We start from the raw sequence: 18,456 nt of genomic DNA on the forward strand, positions 1-18,456 counted from the left end.
GTGAGCCGCGCCGCAGTCGTTATGCTTCGCGCGGCTGGCAGCACCCCTCTGCGCCGGACATGACGCATCGTCCGACGCCTTCTGATTGTTCGCTTCCATGGAGTCCCACATGCGTTTCCTTGTCTGCCTCCTGCTCATCGCCGGATGGCCCCTGCGCGCAACGGCGCAGATCGAGATCCCCGAATACGCGGATTTCGCCGACATCTACGACAACCTCGGCGCCGTGGTACTGGCGGACGACAACCGACTGGTGCTCGGTCCGGTGCGCGGCCGTCAGGGCACCAATCCCGATCTGTTCGTGTTCGTTCGCGAGGGCACCCAATGGCGGCGTGAGGCTGCCCTTGAGACCGGCTGGGAGGGGGGCGCGGTGATCGGCAGCACTGTCTCTGCCAACGCCTCCGCTTTCGGCAACCTCAAGATCATCGCCTTTGCCGATCCTTGGCTTGCGGTGGGGATGCCGCAGCGCGCGCAGAACGGTGCTGCCAACACCGGCGCCGTCCGCCTGTACCGCCGCGGCGCCGGAGGCTGGCAGGAGCACAGCCTGCTGCGCGCCAATGTCGAGCAGGCCAACAGCCGGTTCGGCGCTTCGGTCGCGATCGCCGGTGACCGTTTGGCGGTGGGTCAGCCCGGCTCCAACCGGGTTGAGATTTTCCGCTTGCAGGCAGGGGCATGGCAGTCCGAGACCAGAATGCAGTGGTCTGGGGGCGGACTCGCGTTCGGCTACGAGCTGGCCTTCGCCGGCGATCAGCTGGTGGTGCGCAGCACTGCCGGCCTCCACATGTTCAGTGAGGTCGCCGGAGACTGGGCGCTGTCAGGCGAACTGAACCTGGCCACCGCCGGCTTCGGCAGCAACTTGCCGTGGGCCACCGAGGGCGACCTGCTGATCACCGCAGCCAGCAGCGAGATCCGCTTCTTCCGCAGCGTCAATGGCCAGTGGGGCGCCGCTGCGAACATCCCTCCGCTGCCGATGGGCGCCGCCGCTGGGCTCAGCGGGTCACTGCGCGGCTTCGCGGTCAAGTCTGGCACCGCGCTTCGCCTTGCCGGGCACGGTTTCGGCGTGAACGGCGGACCCATGCGCCCGCGCTATTGGGAGCTGGTGGACGGCGCCTGGTCACCCGCGCGAGACATCGCCCTGCCTGCGAGTGACGCGCCTTCGGCGTTTCGATTCACCACATCCTTCGCGGGCATGGCCTTCGCTTTCGCGCAGGACCGCCTCTTCGTCGGCGCGCGTCTGGTCAGCGTGGGTCGCGTGCTCAGCCAAGGAGCGGCCTACGCCTACACGCTGGGCGCATCGGGCCCTGCCCATGAGCGCACCTTTCGGCATGGCAACGGCCGGCTCGGCGACAACTTCGGTCACTGGGTGGCCATCGATGGCGACTGGGCGCTGGTGGCGGCCCGCGGCGCCGATGCGTTGAGCCCGACGGGTGTGCTGCGCGACACCGGCGCGGTGCAGGTCTATCGAAAGTCCGGCACGAGCTGGGCCCCGGTACAGACGCTGGCCCTGGAGGCGCCCGAGGCCTTCAACGCCTTCGGCGAGCGTGTGGCCTTGAAAGGCGCGCTGGCCGTGGTCGCCGCGCAGGGCAGCGAAGCCGGCATCGCCAGCCATGGCCAGATGCATGTGTTCCGGCGCAACGCTCAGGACACGTGGGCGCCGCTGTGCCGCCTCACGGCGCCGGTCACGCCCGACGGCCAGCCGCAGGCCTTCCGCAACCGCGGCGATGGGCTGGAAGACAGCAGCCCCATCGAGGTGATGGTCACCGATGGCGAGCACATCGCTGCGATCTATATGAATCGTCTGTACGCCTGGCGCGCCGAGGCGAACGGCTGCAGCCTGCTGGGGGAGATCGCCATTCCCGATCGCCTGGCCGCGCCGGGCGCGCCGGGTGTCACCCAGGCGGGGTCGCTGCAGTTCGAGACCCAGGGGCGCTCGATGCTGCAGGGGCGCCTCGTGGTGAGCGAGTTCGGTGGAGTGGTGAACGGTACCTCGCCTCCGTTCCGCACGCTGGTGTTCGATTTCGACGGCAGCGCCTGGGTGCGCAGCTTCGCCTACACCAGTGCGGTCGGCGACACCTGCGCGCAGACCTTTGGCGGTGCGCTGATCGCCCGCGATCACCTGCAGTTCGTCTGTGGCCGAGGCTCCGCGCCCAGCAGGACCTACGAGCGCGTCGACTGGCGCGAGACCGCGCCGGGCGCCTGGACCTCGACCGCGCAGCCGCTGCCCGCGTTGGGCGCCACGGAGGGGCCGGTCGGATTTGCCTGGGAGTCGCTCATCACCGCCGAGGGCGGTCCGGGCTTCGACGCGGTCGGCCAGTTGCTGCGCGTGCGCCAGCCGCCGAGCTATGACGTGGTCCAGCAGCTGGGCCCCACCGATGCCTGCCTGTCCTTCATCGTCGGGCAGATCGTCTTTGTCGGCCCCAACGATGTCTTCGTGCCCTGTCCCTATGCGAATGGCCCGAACGGACGCGGCGCCGGCGCCCTGCAGATCTTCAGCCGCGCTGCAGCGCAGCGCGCGGGCGAGAAGACAGGCAGCAGCTTCGGCCCCATTCCGCAGCAGGAGGTCCCGCCGCCGCGCCCGGACCTGACCCGCGACGGCTTCGAGGCCGTGCAGTAAGCCCGCGTCCCGCGCGAGTCCCTCGGGGGCCGCGCGGGAACGCGTCGAGCGTCGGGCGGGGCGAGTCCCACCCGACGCGAGTCCTCACCACGATGCGGCCGGGCCACCGGCCCCATCGCTGCTCCCCCCCCGGTGCGGCGCAGCCATCGGGCCTGATCCCCTGCGCCGCGATTCAAGGGCTTCCCGGCCGTGGCGCCACGCCCGGCGGCCCGCCCCGGCCGCGCGCCTCGGCTCAGCAGTCGCCCCAGCGCCGCGTGTGGCGCGCTGGTCTTCACGAATTGTTTGCGATTTTCGCTCTCCAAGTCTATGAAAGAAAACATCTTTCGAGATTTCAGAGCTTTTCAGACTTGCGCGCGCTGAACCCGCGCCGGCAGCCACTACCCTCCGCGCACCCCCCCGCGACCACCGATATCCGGCAACAGCTCTCCCCCTGGGCCGCCGGCGTCGGTGGCGTGGGGGCGGGCATTCGCGTGGGCGGGGCCCGCGCCGCATCGGAGAGCAGATCGCATGAATCACAGTACGCGCCGCGCCGGCTGGCGCCGGTCCCTGACGGGTGCAGCGCTGGTCGCGCTGCTGGTTGCCACGTCCACCGCGCTGGGGATGGGCAACGTGCCCGCCATGAGCATGGCCGAGGTCCAGCAAACGCCTGAAAACGAGCCTGCCGCGTCAACCGGCCGCAGGCTCCGCTTGCCCGAGAAGCCCGCCGGCCTGGACGACGTCGGCTGGGACTCGTTGCAGCAGGCCGTTCGGAAGGAGGCGTCCCAGCAGGCGAAGTTGACCGCCGGTTCGGTAGCGGGGGCTGACGGCGCGGCGTTTGATGAGTTCGGCTACTCTGTGGCGCTGTCAGGCGACACGGCGCTGGTAGGGGCTTACCGCGACGATGTGGGTGCGATCAGTGATCAGGGCTCGGCTTACGTCTTCACGCGCAGCGGCGCGACCTGGACGCTGCAGCAGAAGCTGACGGCTGGCGACGACCCGGCGGCTGATTTGTTCGGCTACGCCGTGGCGCTGTCCGGCGACACCGCGCTGGTGGGGGCCAATTGGGACGATGTAGGCGTTAACAGCGATCAAGGCTCGGCCTACGTCTTCACGCGCAGCGGCTCCACGTGGACGTTGCAGCAAAAACTCACGGCGGCTGACGGCGCGGCGTTTGATCAGTTCGGAGGTTCCGTGGCGCTGTCCGGCGACACTGCGCTGGTGGGGGCGATCTCCGACAGCGTGGGCGGGAATAGCGTTCAGGGCTCGGCTTACGTCTTCACGCGCATTGGCACGACTTGGACTCAGCAGGCGCAGCTGACTGCTGGCGACGGTGCGGCGGTTGATCAGTTCGGCTGGTCCTTGGCGGTGTCTGGCGACACTGCGCTTGTGGGGGCGGTCTTCGATGATGTGGGCGCGAACAGCGATCAGGGCTCAGCCTACGTCTTCACGCGCAGCGGCACGACTTGGACGCTGCAGCAGAAGCTGACGGCCGGCGACGGCGCTGCGTCTGACCAGTTTGGCTTGTCCGTGGCGCTGTCCGGCGACACGGCGCTTGTGGGGGCTTACCGCGACGATATAGGTGCGATCAGTGATCAGGGCTCGGCTTACGTCTTCACGCGCAGCGGCGCGACCTGGACGCTGCAGCAGAAGCTGACGGCTGGCGACGGCGCGGCGTCTGATTGGTTCGGCTACGCCGTGGCGCTGTCCGGAGATACTGCGCTCGTGGGGGCGCGCCTCGACGACGTCGGCGCCACGAATCAGGGTTCGGCCTACGTCTTCATGCGCAGCGGCACGACGTGGGCGCAGCAGCAGAAGCTGACGGCTGGCGACGGCGCGGCGAGTGATGGATTCGGTTACGCCGTGGCGCTGTCCGGTGACACCATGCTGCTGGGGGCCAATGGGGACGATACAGGCGTTAACAGCGATCAGGGCTCGGCCTACGTCTACACGCGCAGCGGTATGACCTGGACGCAGCAGGCGAAGCTGACGGCGGGCGACGGTGCGGCGAGCGATTTTTTTGGCTTCTCCGTCGCCCTCGACGGTGACACCGCGCTGGTGGGGGTTCAGGGCGATGACGTGGGCGCCAACGTCGATCAGGGCTCGGCCTACGTCTTCACGCGCATCGGCACGACGTGGACGCAGCAGGCGCAGCTGACGGCCGGCGACGGCGCGGCTTTTGATCAGTTCGGCTACGCCGTTGCGCTGTCCGGCGACACTGCGCTGGTGGGTTCAGTGAGTGGCGACGTGGGTGCGAACAGCAATCAGGGCTCGGCCTACGTCTACACGCGCAGTGGCACGACCTGGACGCAGCAGGCGAAGCTGACGGCGGGCGACGGTGCGGCGAGCGATTTTTTTGGCTTCTCCGTCGCCCTCGACGGTGACACCGCGCTGGTGGGGGTTCAGAGCGATGACGTGGGCGCCAACGTCGATCAGGGCTCGGCCTACGTCTTCACGCGCATCGGCACGACGTGGACGCAGCAGGCGCAGCTGACGGCCGGCGACGGCGCGGCTTTTGATCAGTTCGGCTTCTCCGTAGCGCTGTCCGGCGACACTGCGCTGGTGGGTTCAGTGAGTGACGACGTGGGTGCGAACAGCAATCAGGGCTCGGCCTACGTCTACACACGCAGCGGCACAACCTGGACTCAGCAGGCGCATTTGACGGCCGCCGATGGCACGGCGAGCGATCTATTTGGCCGCGCCCTGGCGCTAGATGGCGACACCGCGCTGGTGGGGGCGCCCTTCGACGACGTGGGTGCCAACGCCGATCAGGGCTCGGGCTACGTCTTCACGCGCGGCGGCACGACCTGGACGCAACAGGAAAAGCTGACGGCCGGTGACGGCGCCGCGTCTGACCAGTTCGGCTCCTCCGTGGCGTTGTCTGGCAACACCGCACTGGTGGGTGCGCGCTCAAACGACGTGGGCGCCAACAATGACCAGGGCTCGGCCTACGTCTATATGCGCAGCGGCACCACCTGGACCCAGCAGCAGATTCTAACGGCCGGCGACGGTGCGGCAGGCGATTTTTTGGGCTTCTCCCTGGCGCTCTCCAATGGAGCTGCACTCGTTGGGGCCTATTTGGCGGATGGCCTGCCGCCCTACGGTAACGCCAACGAGGGCGCGGCCTACGCTTTCAGCGGCGTCGGACTGCTGCCCCAAATCATCACATTCGCCAACCCGGGGGCGCAGACCTTCGGCAAGACGCCGACGCTGAGTGCAACGGCCTCGTCCGGTCTGCCTGTGACGTTCACCTCAGCGACGACAGGCGTCTGCACGATCACCGCCGGCGGCACCCTGAGTTTCCTCACGACGGGCACCTGCACCATCAACGCCGATCAAGCCGGTGATGCCACCTACGACGCCGCACCGCGGGTGTCGCAGAGCTTCGCCGTGATCAACGCCCCGATCGATGCCGTCAACGACAGCGGCACCGTCGCGAACGGCGCTTCGGGAGGCGTCGCCGTCGCTGACGTACTGCTCAACGACACCTTGAATGACGCACCGGCCACCTTGGCCTCGGTGACGCTGACCCAGCTCAGCACCAGCAACCCGAATATCACCCTGAACTCGGCGACGGGTGCGGTGGCGGTGGCGGCGGCCACGCCGGCGGGCACCTACACGCTGACCTACCAGATCTGCGAGCAGCTCAACCCGACCAACTGCGATAACGCAACCGCAACCGTCACTGTGGGCGCGGCGATTATCGATGCGGTCAACGACAGCGGCACCGTTGCGAACGGCGCTTCGGGAGGCGTCGCCGTCGCTGACGTACTGCTCAACGACACCCTGAATGCCGCAGCGGCCACCTTGGCCTCGGTGACGCTGACCCAGCTCAGCACCAGCAATCCGAACATCACCCTGAACCCGGCGACGGGTGCGGTGTCTGTGGCGGCCGCCACGCCCGCGGGCACCTACACGCTGACCTACCGCATCTGCGAGCAGCTCAACCCGACCAACTGCGATGACGCAACGGCAACCGTCACCGTGGGCGCGGCGATCATCGATGCCGTGAACGACAGCGGCACCGTCGCGAACGGCGCTTCGGGAGGTGTAGCCGTCGCTGACGTACTGCTCAACGACACCCTGAATGCCGCAGCGGCCACCCTGACCTCGGTGACGCTGACTCAGCTCAGCACCAGTAACCCGAACATCACCTTGAACCCTGCGACGGGTGCGGTGGCCGTGGCAGCGGCGACGCCGGCGGGCACCTACACGCTGACCTACCGCATCTGCGAGCAGCTCAACCCGACCAACTGCGATAACGCAATCGCGACCATCACGGTGGGTGCTGCGCCAATTGACGCGGTGGACGAGGACTACACGGGCACGCAGGTGAACGGTGCCTCCGGTGGCACCCTGCCGACGGTGCTGGTCAACGACACGCTGAACGGTGGTGCAGCTACGGTGGGCGACGGCGGCAACGTGACGCTGACGCCAGGCGCAGCGCCGACGCCGGACGCTGGCAGCATCGCAATGAATGTGGAAGGCACGATCACAATCGCGGCCGGTACGACGGCGGGGGTTTACACGTATGCGTACACGATCTGCGAAGTGCTGAACCCGACCAACTGCGACACGGCGATCGCAAGCGTCACCGTGGGCGCGGCGATCATCGATGCGGTCAACGACAGCGGCACCGTTGCGAACGGCGCTGCGGGCGGTACAGCCGTCGCCAACGTGCTGGTCAACGACACGCTGAACGACGCAGCGGCCACCTTGGCCTCGGTCACGCTGACCCAGCTCAGCACCAGCAATCCGAACATCGCCCTGAACCCGGCGACGGGTGCGGTGGCGGTGGCGGCGGCCACGCCGGCAGGCACCTACACGCTGACCTACCAGGCCTGCGAGCAGCTCAACCCGACCAACTGCGATAGCGCGACGGTCAGCGTCACGGTCAATGCGCTTGCGCCCACGACCGCCGACTCGTCTGTGACGGTGGGCTACAACGCGTCCGCCACCAGCGTGCCGCTGACCCTGGGCGGTGGCGCCGCGACATCCTTGACGGTGGTGACGCCACCGGCCAAGGGCACGGCAAACGTCAGCGGCACGACGATCACCTATCAGCCGAACGCCGCCTTTGCCGGTCCGGACAACTTCACCTACACCGCCACCAACAGCGGCGGCACCTCGGCGCCGGCCACGGTCACCATCACGGTGCAGGACCCGGTGATCACCATCACCCCGAGCGGTGGTCTGAGCGCGGCGGTGGCGTCGCCTTACACGCGGACCTATAGCTTCGACGGCGGCGCCCCGCCGTGGTCGGAGTACCAGGTCACGAATCTGCCAGCGGGCCTCAGCATCACCGGCACTACGGCCAACACGGTGACCATCAGCGGTACGCCGACGCAGGCAGGCAGCTTCACTCTCAATGTCTCCGCCACGGACAGCAGCACGGGCAACGGCCCCTTCACCGTGGGCCAAGCTTTCGGCCTCACTGTGGATGCCATCCTGCCGGGCGCGCCGAGCATCGGTGCCGCGACTGCAGGCGATGGCGAGGCCAGCGTCAGCTTCGGCGAGCCCGCGTTTACGGGTGGCGCGCCGATCACGGGCTACACCGTGACTTCGAATCCCGGTGGGCTCACCGGCACCGGCGCGACCAGTCCGATCACGGTCACAGGCCTGAGCAACGGCGTGGCCTACACCTTCTCGGTGACCGCCACCAATAGCGCTGGCACGGGTGCGGCCTCGGAGGCCTCCAATGCGGTCACCCCGCGCGGACCGCAGGCGGCGCTGACCGCCATTGCCACGCCATCCACGGTGGCGTTCGGCGCGACCAGCGCGCTCAGTGCCAGCGGCGGCTCGGGCGGTGGTGAGGTGAGCTACGCCATCACTGCGGGCGCTGCGTTCTGCAGCCTCAGCGGCAGCACCCTCACCGCAACCGCCATCGGCACCTGCACGGTGACCGCCACCAAGGCGGCCGAGGGCGCATTCAATGCCGCCACGGCAACGGTGGATGTCACGGTGGTGCGAGCCGAACAAGCGGCGCTGACGGCGACGGCAAGCCCGTCGAGCATTGCCTTCGGTGGGGCCAGCGCTCTGGGCACGACCGGCGGTTCGGGCACGGGTGCGGTGAGCTTCGCAGTCACCGCGGGCGGCGAGTTCTGTTCCATTAGCAGCACGACGTTGACCGGCACCGGTGTCGGCACCTGCACGGTCACCGCAACCAAGGCGGCGGATGTGAACTTCAACGCCGCCACGGTGACGGTCGACGTCACCGTTGGGCGCGCGGATCAGGCGCTGCTGACGGCGACGGCAAGCCCGTCGAGCATCGCTTTCGGCGGCACCAGCACGCTGGCCACGACCGGTGGCTCCGGCGCCGGCGCGGTGAGCTACGCAATCAGTGGGGGCAGCGAGTTCTGTTCGATCACCGGCACCACGTTGACCGGCATCGGTGTCGGCACTTGCACGGTCACCGCAACCAAGGCGGCGGATGCCAACTTCAACGCCGCCACGGCGACGGTGTCAGTGACGGTGGCACGCGCAAACCAGGCCCCGCTCAGCGTGACCGCCACACCCTCCGCCATTCCGCTCACCCGCACGACGGCACTCTCAGCCACTGGCGGCAGCGGAACCGGTGACGTGAGCTTCGCAGTCACGGCCGGTGCGGCGAACTGCACGATCAGCGGCAGCACGCTGACGGGTACGGGCGTGGGGGCCTGCACGGTGGTTGCCACCAAGGCGGGCGACGCACAGTTCAACCCGGCCACCGCGCAGGCCACGGTGGTGGTGCAGGCGGCGACTGATCTGGAAATCAGCAAGGACGACGGCACTCAGTACGCACTGCCGCAGGGCACCGTGCTGTACGAAATCCTGGTGGCGAACGCGGGCCCGCTCGCTGTCGAGGGCGCGCGCCTGCGCGATGTGCTGCCGGCGGGTCTGGCGGATGCGCTGTGGACCTGCACGCCCCTTCAGTTGGCCGCTTGTCCGCAGGCGGCGGGCGAGGGTGGCATCGACCAGACGCTGACGCTGCCGGTGAACGGCGTGCTGCGCTACCGGCTGAGCGCGCGGGTCACCGCGCCGCTCGGCAGCACGCTGACCAACACCGCGACGATCGACGCGCCCACGGGCGTGATCGAGCTGCAGTCCAGCGACAACAGCGCCAGCGACAGCAACCTCGTCGTGCCGGAAGGCCTGTTCGGCAACGGCTTCGAGGCGGCGCCCAACCGCATCAGCGTGCCTGTGCGGGGCTTGTAGTGATGCTGCGGACGCGACCTGTCGGCGCAGCGCTCTGCAAGCGTCTGCGCGGGGTCGCGCCACCGCAGCGAGGGCTCGACGTGTCGAGGCCGGTTGCACTGGCCCGGCCTGCGCCTCTCGCCCGTTGCGATACCCATGTGTAGACGGGGCGTACGCCCAAGCCCCGTGATTCCATCGCCGGCGGAGTGGCCGCACGGTTCGATCAACCGACCAGAGGAGGCACCATGCGCAGAACGCTCAGAACCCTTTTGGGTCTCACCTTGGCTGTCGTCAGCCTCGGCAGCCAGGCGGCCCCGCCGCAGGTCTTGCCCGAACCGAATCCGACCAGCTTGCGTGGCTCAGCGCTCGCCCAGGTCTCGGTGCGGTATCCGGACGGTCGTCTCGTTGTCGGTGGCAGCCTCACCTGGGTGGATGACGCGCCCGTGAGTTATCTGGCGCGCTTTTCTGGGAATGGGGTGAACGATCCCGCTTTTGCACCGCCGCTGAACAGCAACGTGGACGATCTCGCGCTCGATTCGCAGGGGCGCATCTACGTGATGCAGCGCTTCTCGCGGGCGGGTTCCCAGCCGCAGGCGCTGGTGGTTCGGGTGCTCGATGACGCAGTGGGGACCTTGGACCCGAGCTTCCAGTTCGAGGCGCCCGCGGGGCACGACTTTTCGGGCTTCGCCCTGCTGATCGATGAAGCCGCCGGCGTGCTGTATGCGGCGACGGCGCCGCGCAATGTCTTCAATCGCTACACGGTGACCCGCCATTCGCTGCAGACCGGCGCGCGGGACCACAGCTTTGAAGTTGTCGTCAACGGGCTGGTGCATGACCTGCAGTTGGTCGGCGACGGGCTGCTGATCGCCGGTGGGTTCGCCGAGGTGGCAGGCGTGCAGAGAAAGGCCGTGGCGCGGGTCGACCGGGTCACCGGCGCGCTCGATACGAACTGGAACCCGGGTGCGACGACCCCGGCGACAGGGGGCCAGACCGTACGCGCGCTGCTGGTTGACGGTGGCACCCATGTGTTTGTGGGCGGTCCTTTCAACGGTCTCGGCAATGCGAGCAGCCGCGGTCTGGCCAGGATTTCGCTGGGCGACGGCACGGCCGATCCGGCTTGGCTGCGGCCTGTGTTCGGCAGCCTGTCGGCCTTTGCGCGCGACTCGCAGGGAAGGCTGCTCGCCGCGGGCAGCATCAGTCAGGTCGATGGCCAGGCCCGCAGCAGCGCGGTGACGCGCTTCAATGCGGACGGTTCGCTGGATGCGGGCTATGGGCAGGCCAACGACACGCGGGGCTCGACGGTGATCTCCCTCCATGTGCTGTCCGATGACACTGTGCTGACCCATGCCTACTTCCAGGGCAACGATCCCACCCGGCTGGTGCGGTTCGATGCCGCCACCGGCCTGCGCCAGCCGCTGGGCACGGCCGCGCTGTCGGGGCCGGCCAGCATCCGCAGATTGATCCCGCTGCCTGCGGGACAGGGCTTTCTCGGTGTGCACAACTTCGGCCTGATCGAGGGCGCTGCCACGGCAGGATTCGTTCGTCTCGGCGCCGATTTGGCCGCGGTGCCGGGCTGGCGCTCGGGCCTTGGCGACATCATCAACTTCATCTCGCCCTCGGGCGGGGCGGCGAGCACCCAACACGCCTATCTGATCGGACTGATATTCGAGCCTGCTGGGCGCTCGGCTGCGCGTCGGGTCCGCCTCGCCGATGGCGTGGTCGACGCGGCTTGGCAGCCTACCGGGCTCAGCGCTCCCGGGCAGCCGACTACCAATGCCATCGCGATCGATGAGCCGGGTGGATTTCTTTATCTATCGGGCAGCGGTGGGCTGAACCTCAACCGTTTCGCGCTCAGCGACGGCGCACGCGATACGTCCTGGGCGCCCAGCGTTGGCGCAGCCAGTCAGATCAGCACCTCCGTGCTCCATGGCGGCTTTCTGTACGTCGCCGGCAGCTTCAACACCGTGGGTGGCCAGGCCTTGCCGCGTCTGGCTCGAATCGCCGTGGCGGGGACGGGCGCGCCCGACGCTACCTGGGCACCGTCACCGTCGGCAGCCTCGGTCACTGCCCTGAGCCTGGATGCTGCTGGCGGCTGGCTCTACGCCGGCGGATCGGAAGCGAACGGGCAGATCTACCTGCGGCGGATCAGCCTGCTCACGGGCCAGCCGGATCCGCTCTGGGCGCCTCTGCAAGGGCGAGCAGGATCGATCACGCGTCTGGCCCTGAGCTCCGAGCGCGGCGAGCTGGTGGTGTTCGGCGACATCGCAGTGGGCTGCGCGTCCGAGCGTCTGCCCGCCGTCCGACTGATCGGTGGTGCCCGTCGCGTGGACGCGCTGTGGAAGGTCCAGCTCAACGAGTTCGGCAGCTTCTCCGACGGCCACATCCTGCCAACGGGCGATGTGCTGACGGCCGGCAACTTCGAACGCGTCAACAGCGCGACTCGACCGGGCCTCGCAGCATTGAGCTCGGGCGATACGATTTTTTCGGACGGCGCCGGCGATACCGGCGGCTGCGTTCTCTAGCGGGGTTCGCCGCGCCTTGGGGGCCGGCCCTGACACGTTCGGGCAGGCATCTGGGCAGGGCTGGACGCACAGGCGGAGTGCCCGGCTCGGGATGCCCCTGAATCAGACGGGGATGCGGGCCTGAAGTTCGGCGAGCCAACGTCGGCGGTAGTTGTTCTCCGGCAGTCCCTTCAGTTTCTCCGCACACTCCGCGGCCTGCTCACGGGCCGTGCGGGTGTCACCCTTGGCCAGGGCCAGCTCGCCGCGCAGGCAGTGCACCAGAGCATGCCGCGGATGGGCGTCTGGCAGGCTGGCTTCGGTGTCGCTCTGCATGCGTGCGATCTCGGTGGCTGCGGTTTCGAGGTCGCCCAGCAGCAGGGCCGTGCGTGCCCAGATCTCGGCAAGTGCACTGCGCTGCTGCAGGCGCTCGCCCAGCGCCTGCAGGCTGCGGTCGCGTTCGGCGATGAAGATCGGCTGGACTTCGTCGATGTTGCCGGCGGCCGCCTTGGCCCACAGCAGTTCCGCCAGGGTTTGCAGGGTCCAGAGGTGCTCGCGGCCGAGGTCCCTCAGCTCGGCCTGATACACCCCTTCGTACAGCGGCAACGCGCGTTCGGCGTTCCCCGACCATAAAGTGATGCGGGCGCGGAGGAAATCGTCGAACTTGCTGTAGTGGTGCTCGGGTCCAAAAACGGATTCGAACACCGGCGCGGACTTCTCGATATGCTCCTCCGCCGCCTCGAAGTCGCCCTCGATCGTGAGCGCCTCGGCATAGTCCGTGTGGGTCCAGGCGCGGTCCAGCGGCAGATCGTTCGCGCGCTCGCGCCACTGCAGCAGCGCCTCGAAGTCCGCGCGCGCCTCCCTGAAATTCGCCAGTTGAGCGTGACACAAGCCGCGGAACCACAGGGCCTCGGAAAACCACGCTTCGGAGGACTCGTCCCCCGCGCGCTGGATCGCGTCGTCGAAGTCGGCAATGGCCTGCTGGCACTCGCCGAGTTCGAATTTCAGTTTGGCGGCTTCGACCTGTGTCTTCGGGCGGATCGAGCCCAGCACTTCCGATTCCGTCTGAAGCGCGATCTCGCAGCCCTTCTGTGATGACGACAAGTCGCCCGCCATGCGCCCTTGAGCGCAATGCATGATTCCCGCCTCGGCGAGCGCGAGATCGACTACCTTCTGGGGCTCGCCGAGCAGCTCGAGGGCGCGACGCGAGTGCTGCATCGCGCGGCCATAGTCGGTCCAGCTTTCGAACACGCTTGACATCGCCATGTGGACATCTGCAGCCGACTCCCGGTCGTGCTCGAACACACGATCGATGCGTTCTGCCGCTCGGTGCATGGCCTCCACAAGGCGTGGGTTGCCGTTCTCGATCTGTGCGACCGAATACGGGTCAGCCTGACTGAGCAGTTCACGGGTCAGGAAATCCCGCACCGCCGCCGTCCGCGCAGCGTTGCGCTCGGCTTCGCGCTGCGCGGCCTCGGCGCGCAGCCCCATCCACACCGAGACGGATAGCGCCAGCAGGGCGGAGCCGGCGATGGCGCTGGCCACTCGCCAGCGGCGACGCAGCCGCTGTACGCGGGCTTCGGCGCCGGCCAGCTCCTCGGCTTCGCGCAGACGTTGACGTGCGGCCTCGCGCCGCGCTTCCAGGCTGCGCAGGCGCTCGGCCAGCTCACCGGCGGAGCCGAGTCGCCGCTTGGGGTCGATGTGGGCGGCCTCGGCCAGGTCCGCGCTGAGCAGCGGGTCGCCGATGCGTTCTTCCCAGCCGGGCGCGAGGCTCATGCGCAGATCGCCGGCGATCAGCTGGGCGCACAGCACGCCCAGCGCGAAGACATCGGCGCGGTGGCCGGCGGCATGGCCGGCCAGCACTTCGGGCGCGATGTAGCGATGCCCGGGTGAGGCGGGGTCTTCCGGATCGCTGTGGCCCAGCCGGGTGGCTTGACCGATCGGCAGGCCCAGCGCATCGATTCCTGGGGGCAGCAGACCTGCGCCGGCGCCGAGATCGCCCAGCAGAAAGCGCAGCCCGGCTTCGGCGGACTCCACCGGATAGATGTTCTCCGGCTTCAGATCGCGATGCGCGATGTCGGCCGCATGCAGCGCCTCGACGGCCTCGCACAGCCGCGCGCTCCATTCCAGCCGCTGCGCGCGCGCACTGCCGGCGAGGCGCGCGTCGTGCTCTGCCCAGGCGCTGAGGTTGCCCGCCACCAGCCACGGCGTGGCCACGAAGAAGGGCGGGGCTTCGAGGTTCCAGTCCAGCAGGGGCAGCGCGCAAGAAGGCGGCTTGGGCTGTCCCTGCAGCAGGCGATGCAAGGCGACTTCGCGCTTCAGGGCCCGCAGCCCGTCCTCACCGAGCGCGAACTTGTAGGCGCGGGGGGCGACGCCGTCCTCGCTGATGGCGCTGAAGACCTCGCCGCAGCCGCCGCGACCCAGCCGCGCCTGCAGCCGCCATTCGCCACGAAGCGGAACGGGATCGCCCGGCTTTAGCTCGATCGACGATGACGTCGGCGAATCGCTTGCGCTGCCCGCCAGGTAGCGGACTTCCGCAGTGAGACGATAGCCATAGCCGTGCACCAGCCGGATCAGCTCCGCGTCGGCATCGCCCAGCGTGCGCCGCAATCGGCTGATGCACTTCGTCACGCTGTTCGGGCTGACCACGCGGCCCGGCCATCCGGCCGCCAGCAGCTCCTCGGTCGTGCAGACCTCGCCCGCATGCAGCAGGAGATAGCGCAGCACGCCGTACGCGCTGCGGTCGAGCTCAATGAGTTCGCCCTCGCCAGGCTGCAGCCGCTGGTCGACTTCAAACAGTCGCCATGCGCCGAAGCCCCAGCAACCTGGAGATGCGTCAGCGGGCAGTGGGCGCGCGGGGGGCGTGGTCACGGACACAGGGCCTGGCTCGCCGGTCTTCGAGAGCGGTGTGGGAGACAGCGCAAGAGTATTGGCGAGCCACTCGCCGCGGGTGAACCCGCAGCGGATGCGGCATCCATCGAGCGCGTCTATCGGGCCGCGCGCGCGGTCTGCTACCGTTGCAGCAGTTCGCTGTCGAGGTCCTACCCATGCAAGCTGCCGGAATGATGCGCCAGGGCATCCTGTCGCTGGCAATCAAGGAAAAGCAGGCGCTCTATCAGGCCTACATGCCCTTCATCAAGGGCGGCGGCCTGTTCGTGCCGACGCCGAAGCGCTACAGCCTGGGCGATGAAGTCTTCATCCTGCTGAGCCTGCTGGAAGACAAGGAGCGCCTGCCGGTGGCCGGCAAGGTCATCTGGATCACCCCGGCAGGCGCACAGGGCAATCGCGCTGCCGGTATCGGCGTGCAGTTCAACGATTCGGCCGAAGGCGAAACCGTGCGCGGCAAGATCGAAACCATCCTCGCGGGCCTCACGGGCGGCGACAAGCCTACTCACACGATGTAGTACCCGCGGAATCGGTTCTTGCGAGGCCAGCGTTCGCTGGTCTGCTCTTGCTAATCCCGAATCCCCAATCCCTAATCCCCGCCCTTCAGCCAAACGGCGCCACGCCGATCAGGTGCAGATGCAGGTGCAGGGCGAACACGCCCCACAGCAGGGCGCCGATGATCACGCACAGCGCGCTGCGCACCACATTGCCTGGTCCGCCGACCCGCCCGGCCGCGCGGTCGCGGCGGCGCGCGGCGGCGAAGGCGACGATCGCCCAGGCGAGAAAGCCCGCCATCAGAACAATTCCGTGCAGCCAGCCCACCGCGAGCAGATGGCCGGCGGCCCACAGCTTGACGCTGAGCAGCATCGGGTGGCCGAGCTTGGCCTTGAAGTGGTTGCCCGGCACATAGGCGGCCACCAGCAGGATGAACGCGGGCAGGGTGAACAGGGCGACCAGATGGCGGATCCACACCGGCGGCGACCACAGCAGTACGGGTTCGGCGCGCGCCAGCGCATAGCCGTAAAGGATCAGGCCGAAGCCAGCCAGCGAAACCAGGCTGTACAGGCCCTTGTAGCCGCCCGCGCCCAGCCGGTCGATCAGCCGTGTGCGCAGCGCTGGCAGCAGCGCATGCAGGCTGTGCACGCCAAGAAAAAGCAGCAGGCCCGCAAGCAGAACGGCCATCGTCGAGTCTCCAGAGAAATGTGGCAGTGGCGCAGGCGTCGCGCGCCCTGGCCGACAGGTGGCATCAAGCGCCGCGGCGAGCCTGCAGCAAGGCCAGCGATAGCGCAATCTGCAGCGGCAGCAGCAGGGCGATCCATTCCAGATGCTGCTGCGGGTAGACCTGCACCTGGGCCAGCACCACGCCCGCCACGCTCATCACGGCAAACGCGTGCGCGCCGAAGCGCAGTCGACTCTCGCGTGGGCTGCGGCGCTGCCGCCAGAGCTGGATGCAGCCAGGCAGGAGCAGCAATGCCAGCGGATTGAACAGCAGCAGATTGCGGTTGGCCCAGGCGGATTCGTGCGCGGTGCCCACCCACAGCAGCATCAGGCCAAGGCCCACCACGCCCGTCAGACCCCAGATCGCGAGCAGCACCGCCCCGCCGTGTCGGCCACGCGCGGCGCGGGCCAGCGGCAGGGCCAGCACCACACCGAGCGCCAGTGCCAGCCATAGCCAGCGCGGCGGGTCGACAGGCGTGGTCGGTCCGCGGTGCGGCAGCAGCTCGCGTTCGGCGATGACCAGCGGCTCGCCGCCGGCTGTCCGCACGTCGCGCAGGGCTTCGGCGAGACGCGCGGGGATGAAACTCTGTTCCCAGATCGATAGCGGGCGATCCGCGTAGGGGCCGAGGCCGAGGTGCATGCCGAGATGCAGCCATGGAATGTCGGCGCCGTGCCGCAGGGCCTCATGCCGATAGGTAATGCCCATGGAGCGCCCATCGAGCTGGCGCTTCAGCGCGCCGCCGAGCGCGTCATCGAGCGCGTCGCGTACCTTCGTTGAACAGTTCGAGACGAAGTAGTCGTAGCGGTATTCGGCGTTCTCGGGCCGCACGTGCTCGGCCAGCGCGGCGGCAAGCGCCTCGGCCTGCGCGGGCTCCAGCCGCAGCCACTGCAGGCGCGCGCCGCGGCCCTCGTTGGCATAGCCGCCCAGGTCGCTGGACATGGGCAGGGCGACGGCCAGGTAGCGCATGTCCCCGCGCAGAAAGCGGGCCAGGAAGCCCGGCTGCTCGAAGTCGAAGTAGCCGAAGTTGTAGAACACCGGCTCGCGGCCGTCGCCGTGATCGATCAGCAGGGCGTTGTGGCCGAAGCGGGCCCAGTAGGCCTCGCCCGGATCCATGGTGACCAGACCGACCGCCGGCGCGGCCTGAAGCGGTGGCGCCAGCAGACTGATCAGGACAAGTAGGGCAGCGGCTGCGAAAGAGGCGCGCGAGGCCGACCCGCGCCGGCGAAGAGCATCAGACGGCATCGGCCATCCGCAGTTCGAGCGTGTGCAGGCGGCGGCCGTCGGCTTCGAGCACCCGCAGGTGGAAGCCGCCCAGCTCAAGCTCCTCGCCGATCTCGGGCAGGTGCCCCAGCGCCGCGGTGAACAGACCGCCGATGGTGTCGTACTCCTCGTCGGAGAGTTCGGCGCCAAAGCGCTCGTTGAACTCCTCGATCGGCATCAGGGCTTCGATCTCGTAGCGGCCCTGGCCGGTCTGCTCGACGTGCGCGTCCTCGGTGGGCGCATCGTCGTGCTCGTCGTCGATCTCGCCGACGATCTGCTCCAGCAGGTCCTCGATGGTGACAAGGCCGGCCACGCCGCCGAACTCGTCAACCACGATGGCCATGTGATTGCGCGACTGCCGGAATTCGCGCAGCAGCACGTTGAGGCGCTTGGATTCAGGGATCAACACGGCCGGGCGCAGCAGGTCCTGCAGCGCTGGCGACTGGCCGCTGGCGCACCCGCGCAGCAGATCCTTGGCCAGGAGGATGCCGAGAATCTCGTCCTTGTCCTCGCCGTGCACCGGAAAGCGCGAATGGCCACTTTCGACGACCGTCTGCAGCACCTCGGCCGGGCTGGCGTCGATGGCGATGGCCACCATCTGACCGCGCGGCACCATCACGTCGCCCACCTGCAGGTCGGAGACCGCGATTGCGCCCTCGATCATCGCCAGGCTGTCGGCGGTGAGGAGTCCGGCGGCCTGGGCGGAGCGCAGCTCCTCCAGCAGGTCTTCGCGGCTGCGTGGCTCGCCCGTCAGGGCCTGGGTCAATCGACCAAACCAGGACCGGCTGGACGAGCCGGTGGTACTACTCGGATCTTCGGACATTGCGCTGGGA

Annotated in this window: 8 protein-coding genes; 4 read left to right on the forward strand and 4 right to left on the reverse strand. The window is 68.5% G+C overall.

Going from position 1 to position 18,456, the window contains the following annotated elements:
• The first annotated feature begins 109 nt into the window (after positions 1–109).
• The 3 genes from H4O13_01460 (at position 110) to H4O13_01470 (ending at position 12,282) form a co-directional block, all read left to right on the forward strand.
• On the forward strand, positions 110–2,611 hold the full coding sequence (locus H4O13_01460; GenBank protein MBE5314053.1) for a hypothetical protein: 2,502 nt from the start codon (positions 110–112) through the stop codon (positions 2,609–2,611).
• Between the two features lie 507 nt (positions 2,612–3,118).
• The gene (locus H4O13_01465; protein ID MBE5314054.1) at positions 3,119–9,781 is read left to right on the forward strand and encodes a fibronectin type III domain-containing protein; all 6,663 of its coding nucleotides are present in this window, start codon (positions 3,119–3,121) and stop codon (positions 9,779–9,781) included.
• Positions 9,782–10,005: 224 nt separating this feature from the next.
• Complete coding sequence (locus H4O13_01470; GenBank protein ID MBE5314055.1) at positions 10,006–12,282, forward strand: delta-60 repeat domain-containing protein; 2,277 nt, start codon at positions 10,006–10,008, stop codon at positions 12,280–12,282.
• A 102-nt stretch (positions 12,283–12,384) separates the two neighbouring features.
• Here H4O13_01470 and H4O13_01475 read toward each other — a convergent pair whose 3' ends face one another.
• A complete protein-coding gene (locus tag H4O13_01475) occupies positions 12,385–15,129 on the reverse strand; it encodes a winged helix-turn-helix domain-containing protein (protein ID MBE5314056.1) in 2,745 nt (914 codons plus the stop codon).
• 191 nt (positions 15,130–15,320) lie between these two features.
• On the opposite strand from H4O13_01475, the gene H4O13_01480 reads away from it, so the two are divergent.
• The gene (locus H4O13_01480; protein MBE5314057.1) at positions 15,321–15,662 is read left to right on the forward strand and encodes a PilZ domain-containing protein; all 342 of its coding nucleotides are present in this window, start codon (positions 15,321–15,323) and stop codon (positions 15,660–15,662) included.
• Positions 15,663–15,747: 85 nt separating this feature from the next.
• Here H4O13_01480 and H4O13_01485 read toward each other — a convergent pair whose 3' ends face one another.
• The 3 genes from H4O13_01485 to H4O13_01495 form a co-directional block, all read right to left on the reverse strand.
• Entirely contained in the window at positions 15,748–16,326 is a 579-nt protein-coding gene (locus H4O13_01485) for an NnrU family protein (GenBank protein ID MBE5314058.1), read from the reverse strand.
• 64 nt (positions 16,327–16,390) lie between these two features.
• Entirely contained in the window at positions 16,391–17,605 is a 1,215-nt protein-coding gene (locus H4O13_01490; protein ID MBE5314059.1) for a DUF4105 domain-containing protein, read from the reverse strand.
• Positions 17,595–18,446 (reverse strand): CBS domain-containing protein, encoded by an 852-nt coding sequence (locus H4O13_01495; GenBank protein ID MBE5314060.1) that lies wholly within the window; start codon positions 18,444–18,446, stop codon positions 17,595–17,597. Before H4O13_01495 ends, H4O13_01490 begins: the two co-directional genes overlap by 11 nt.
• Positions 18,447–18,456: the final 10 nt, after the last annotated feature.

The organism is Lysobacterales bacterium (assembly GCA_014946745.1).
Lineage (GTDB): Bacteria > Pseudomonadota > Gammaproteobacteria > Xanthomonadales > Xanthomonadaceae > Aquimonas.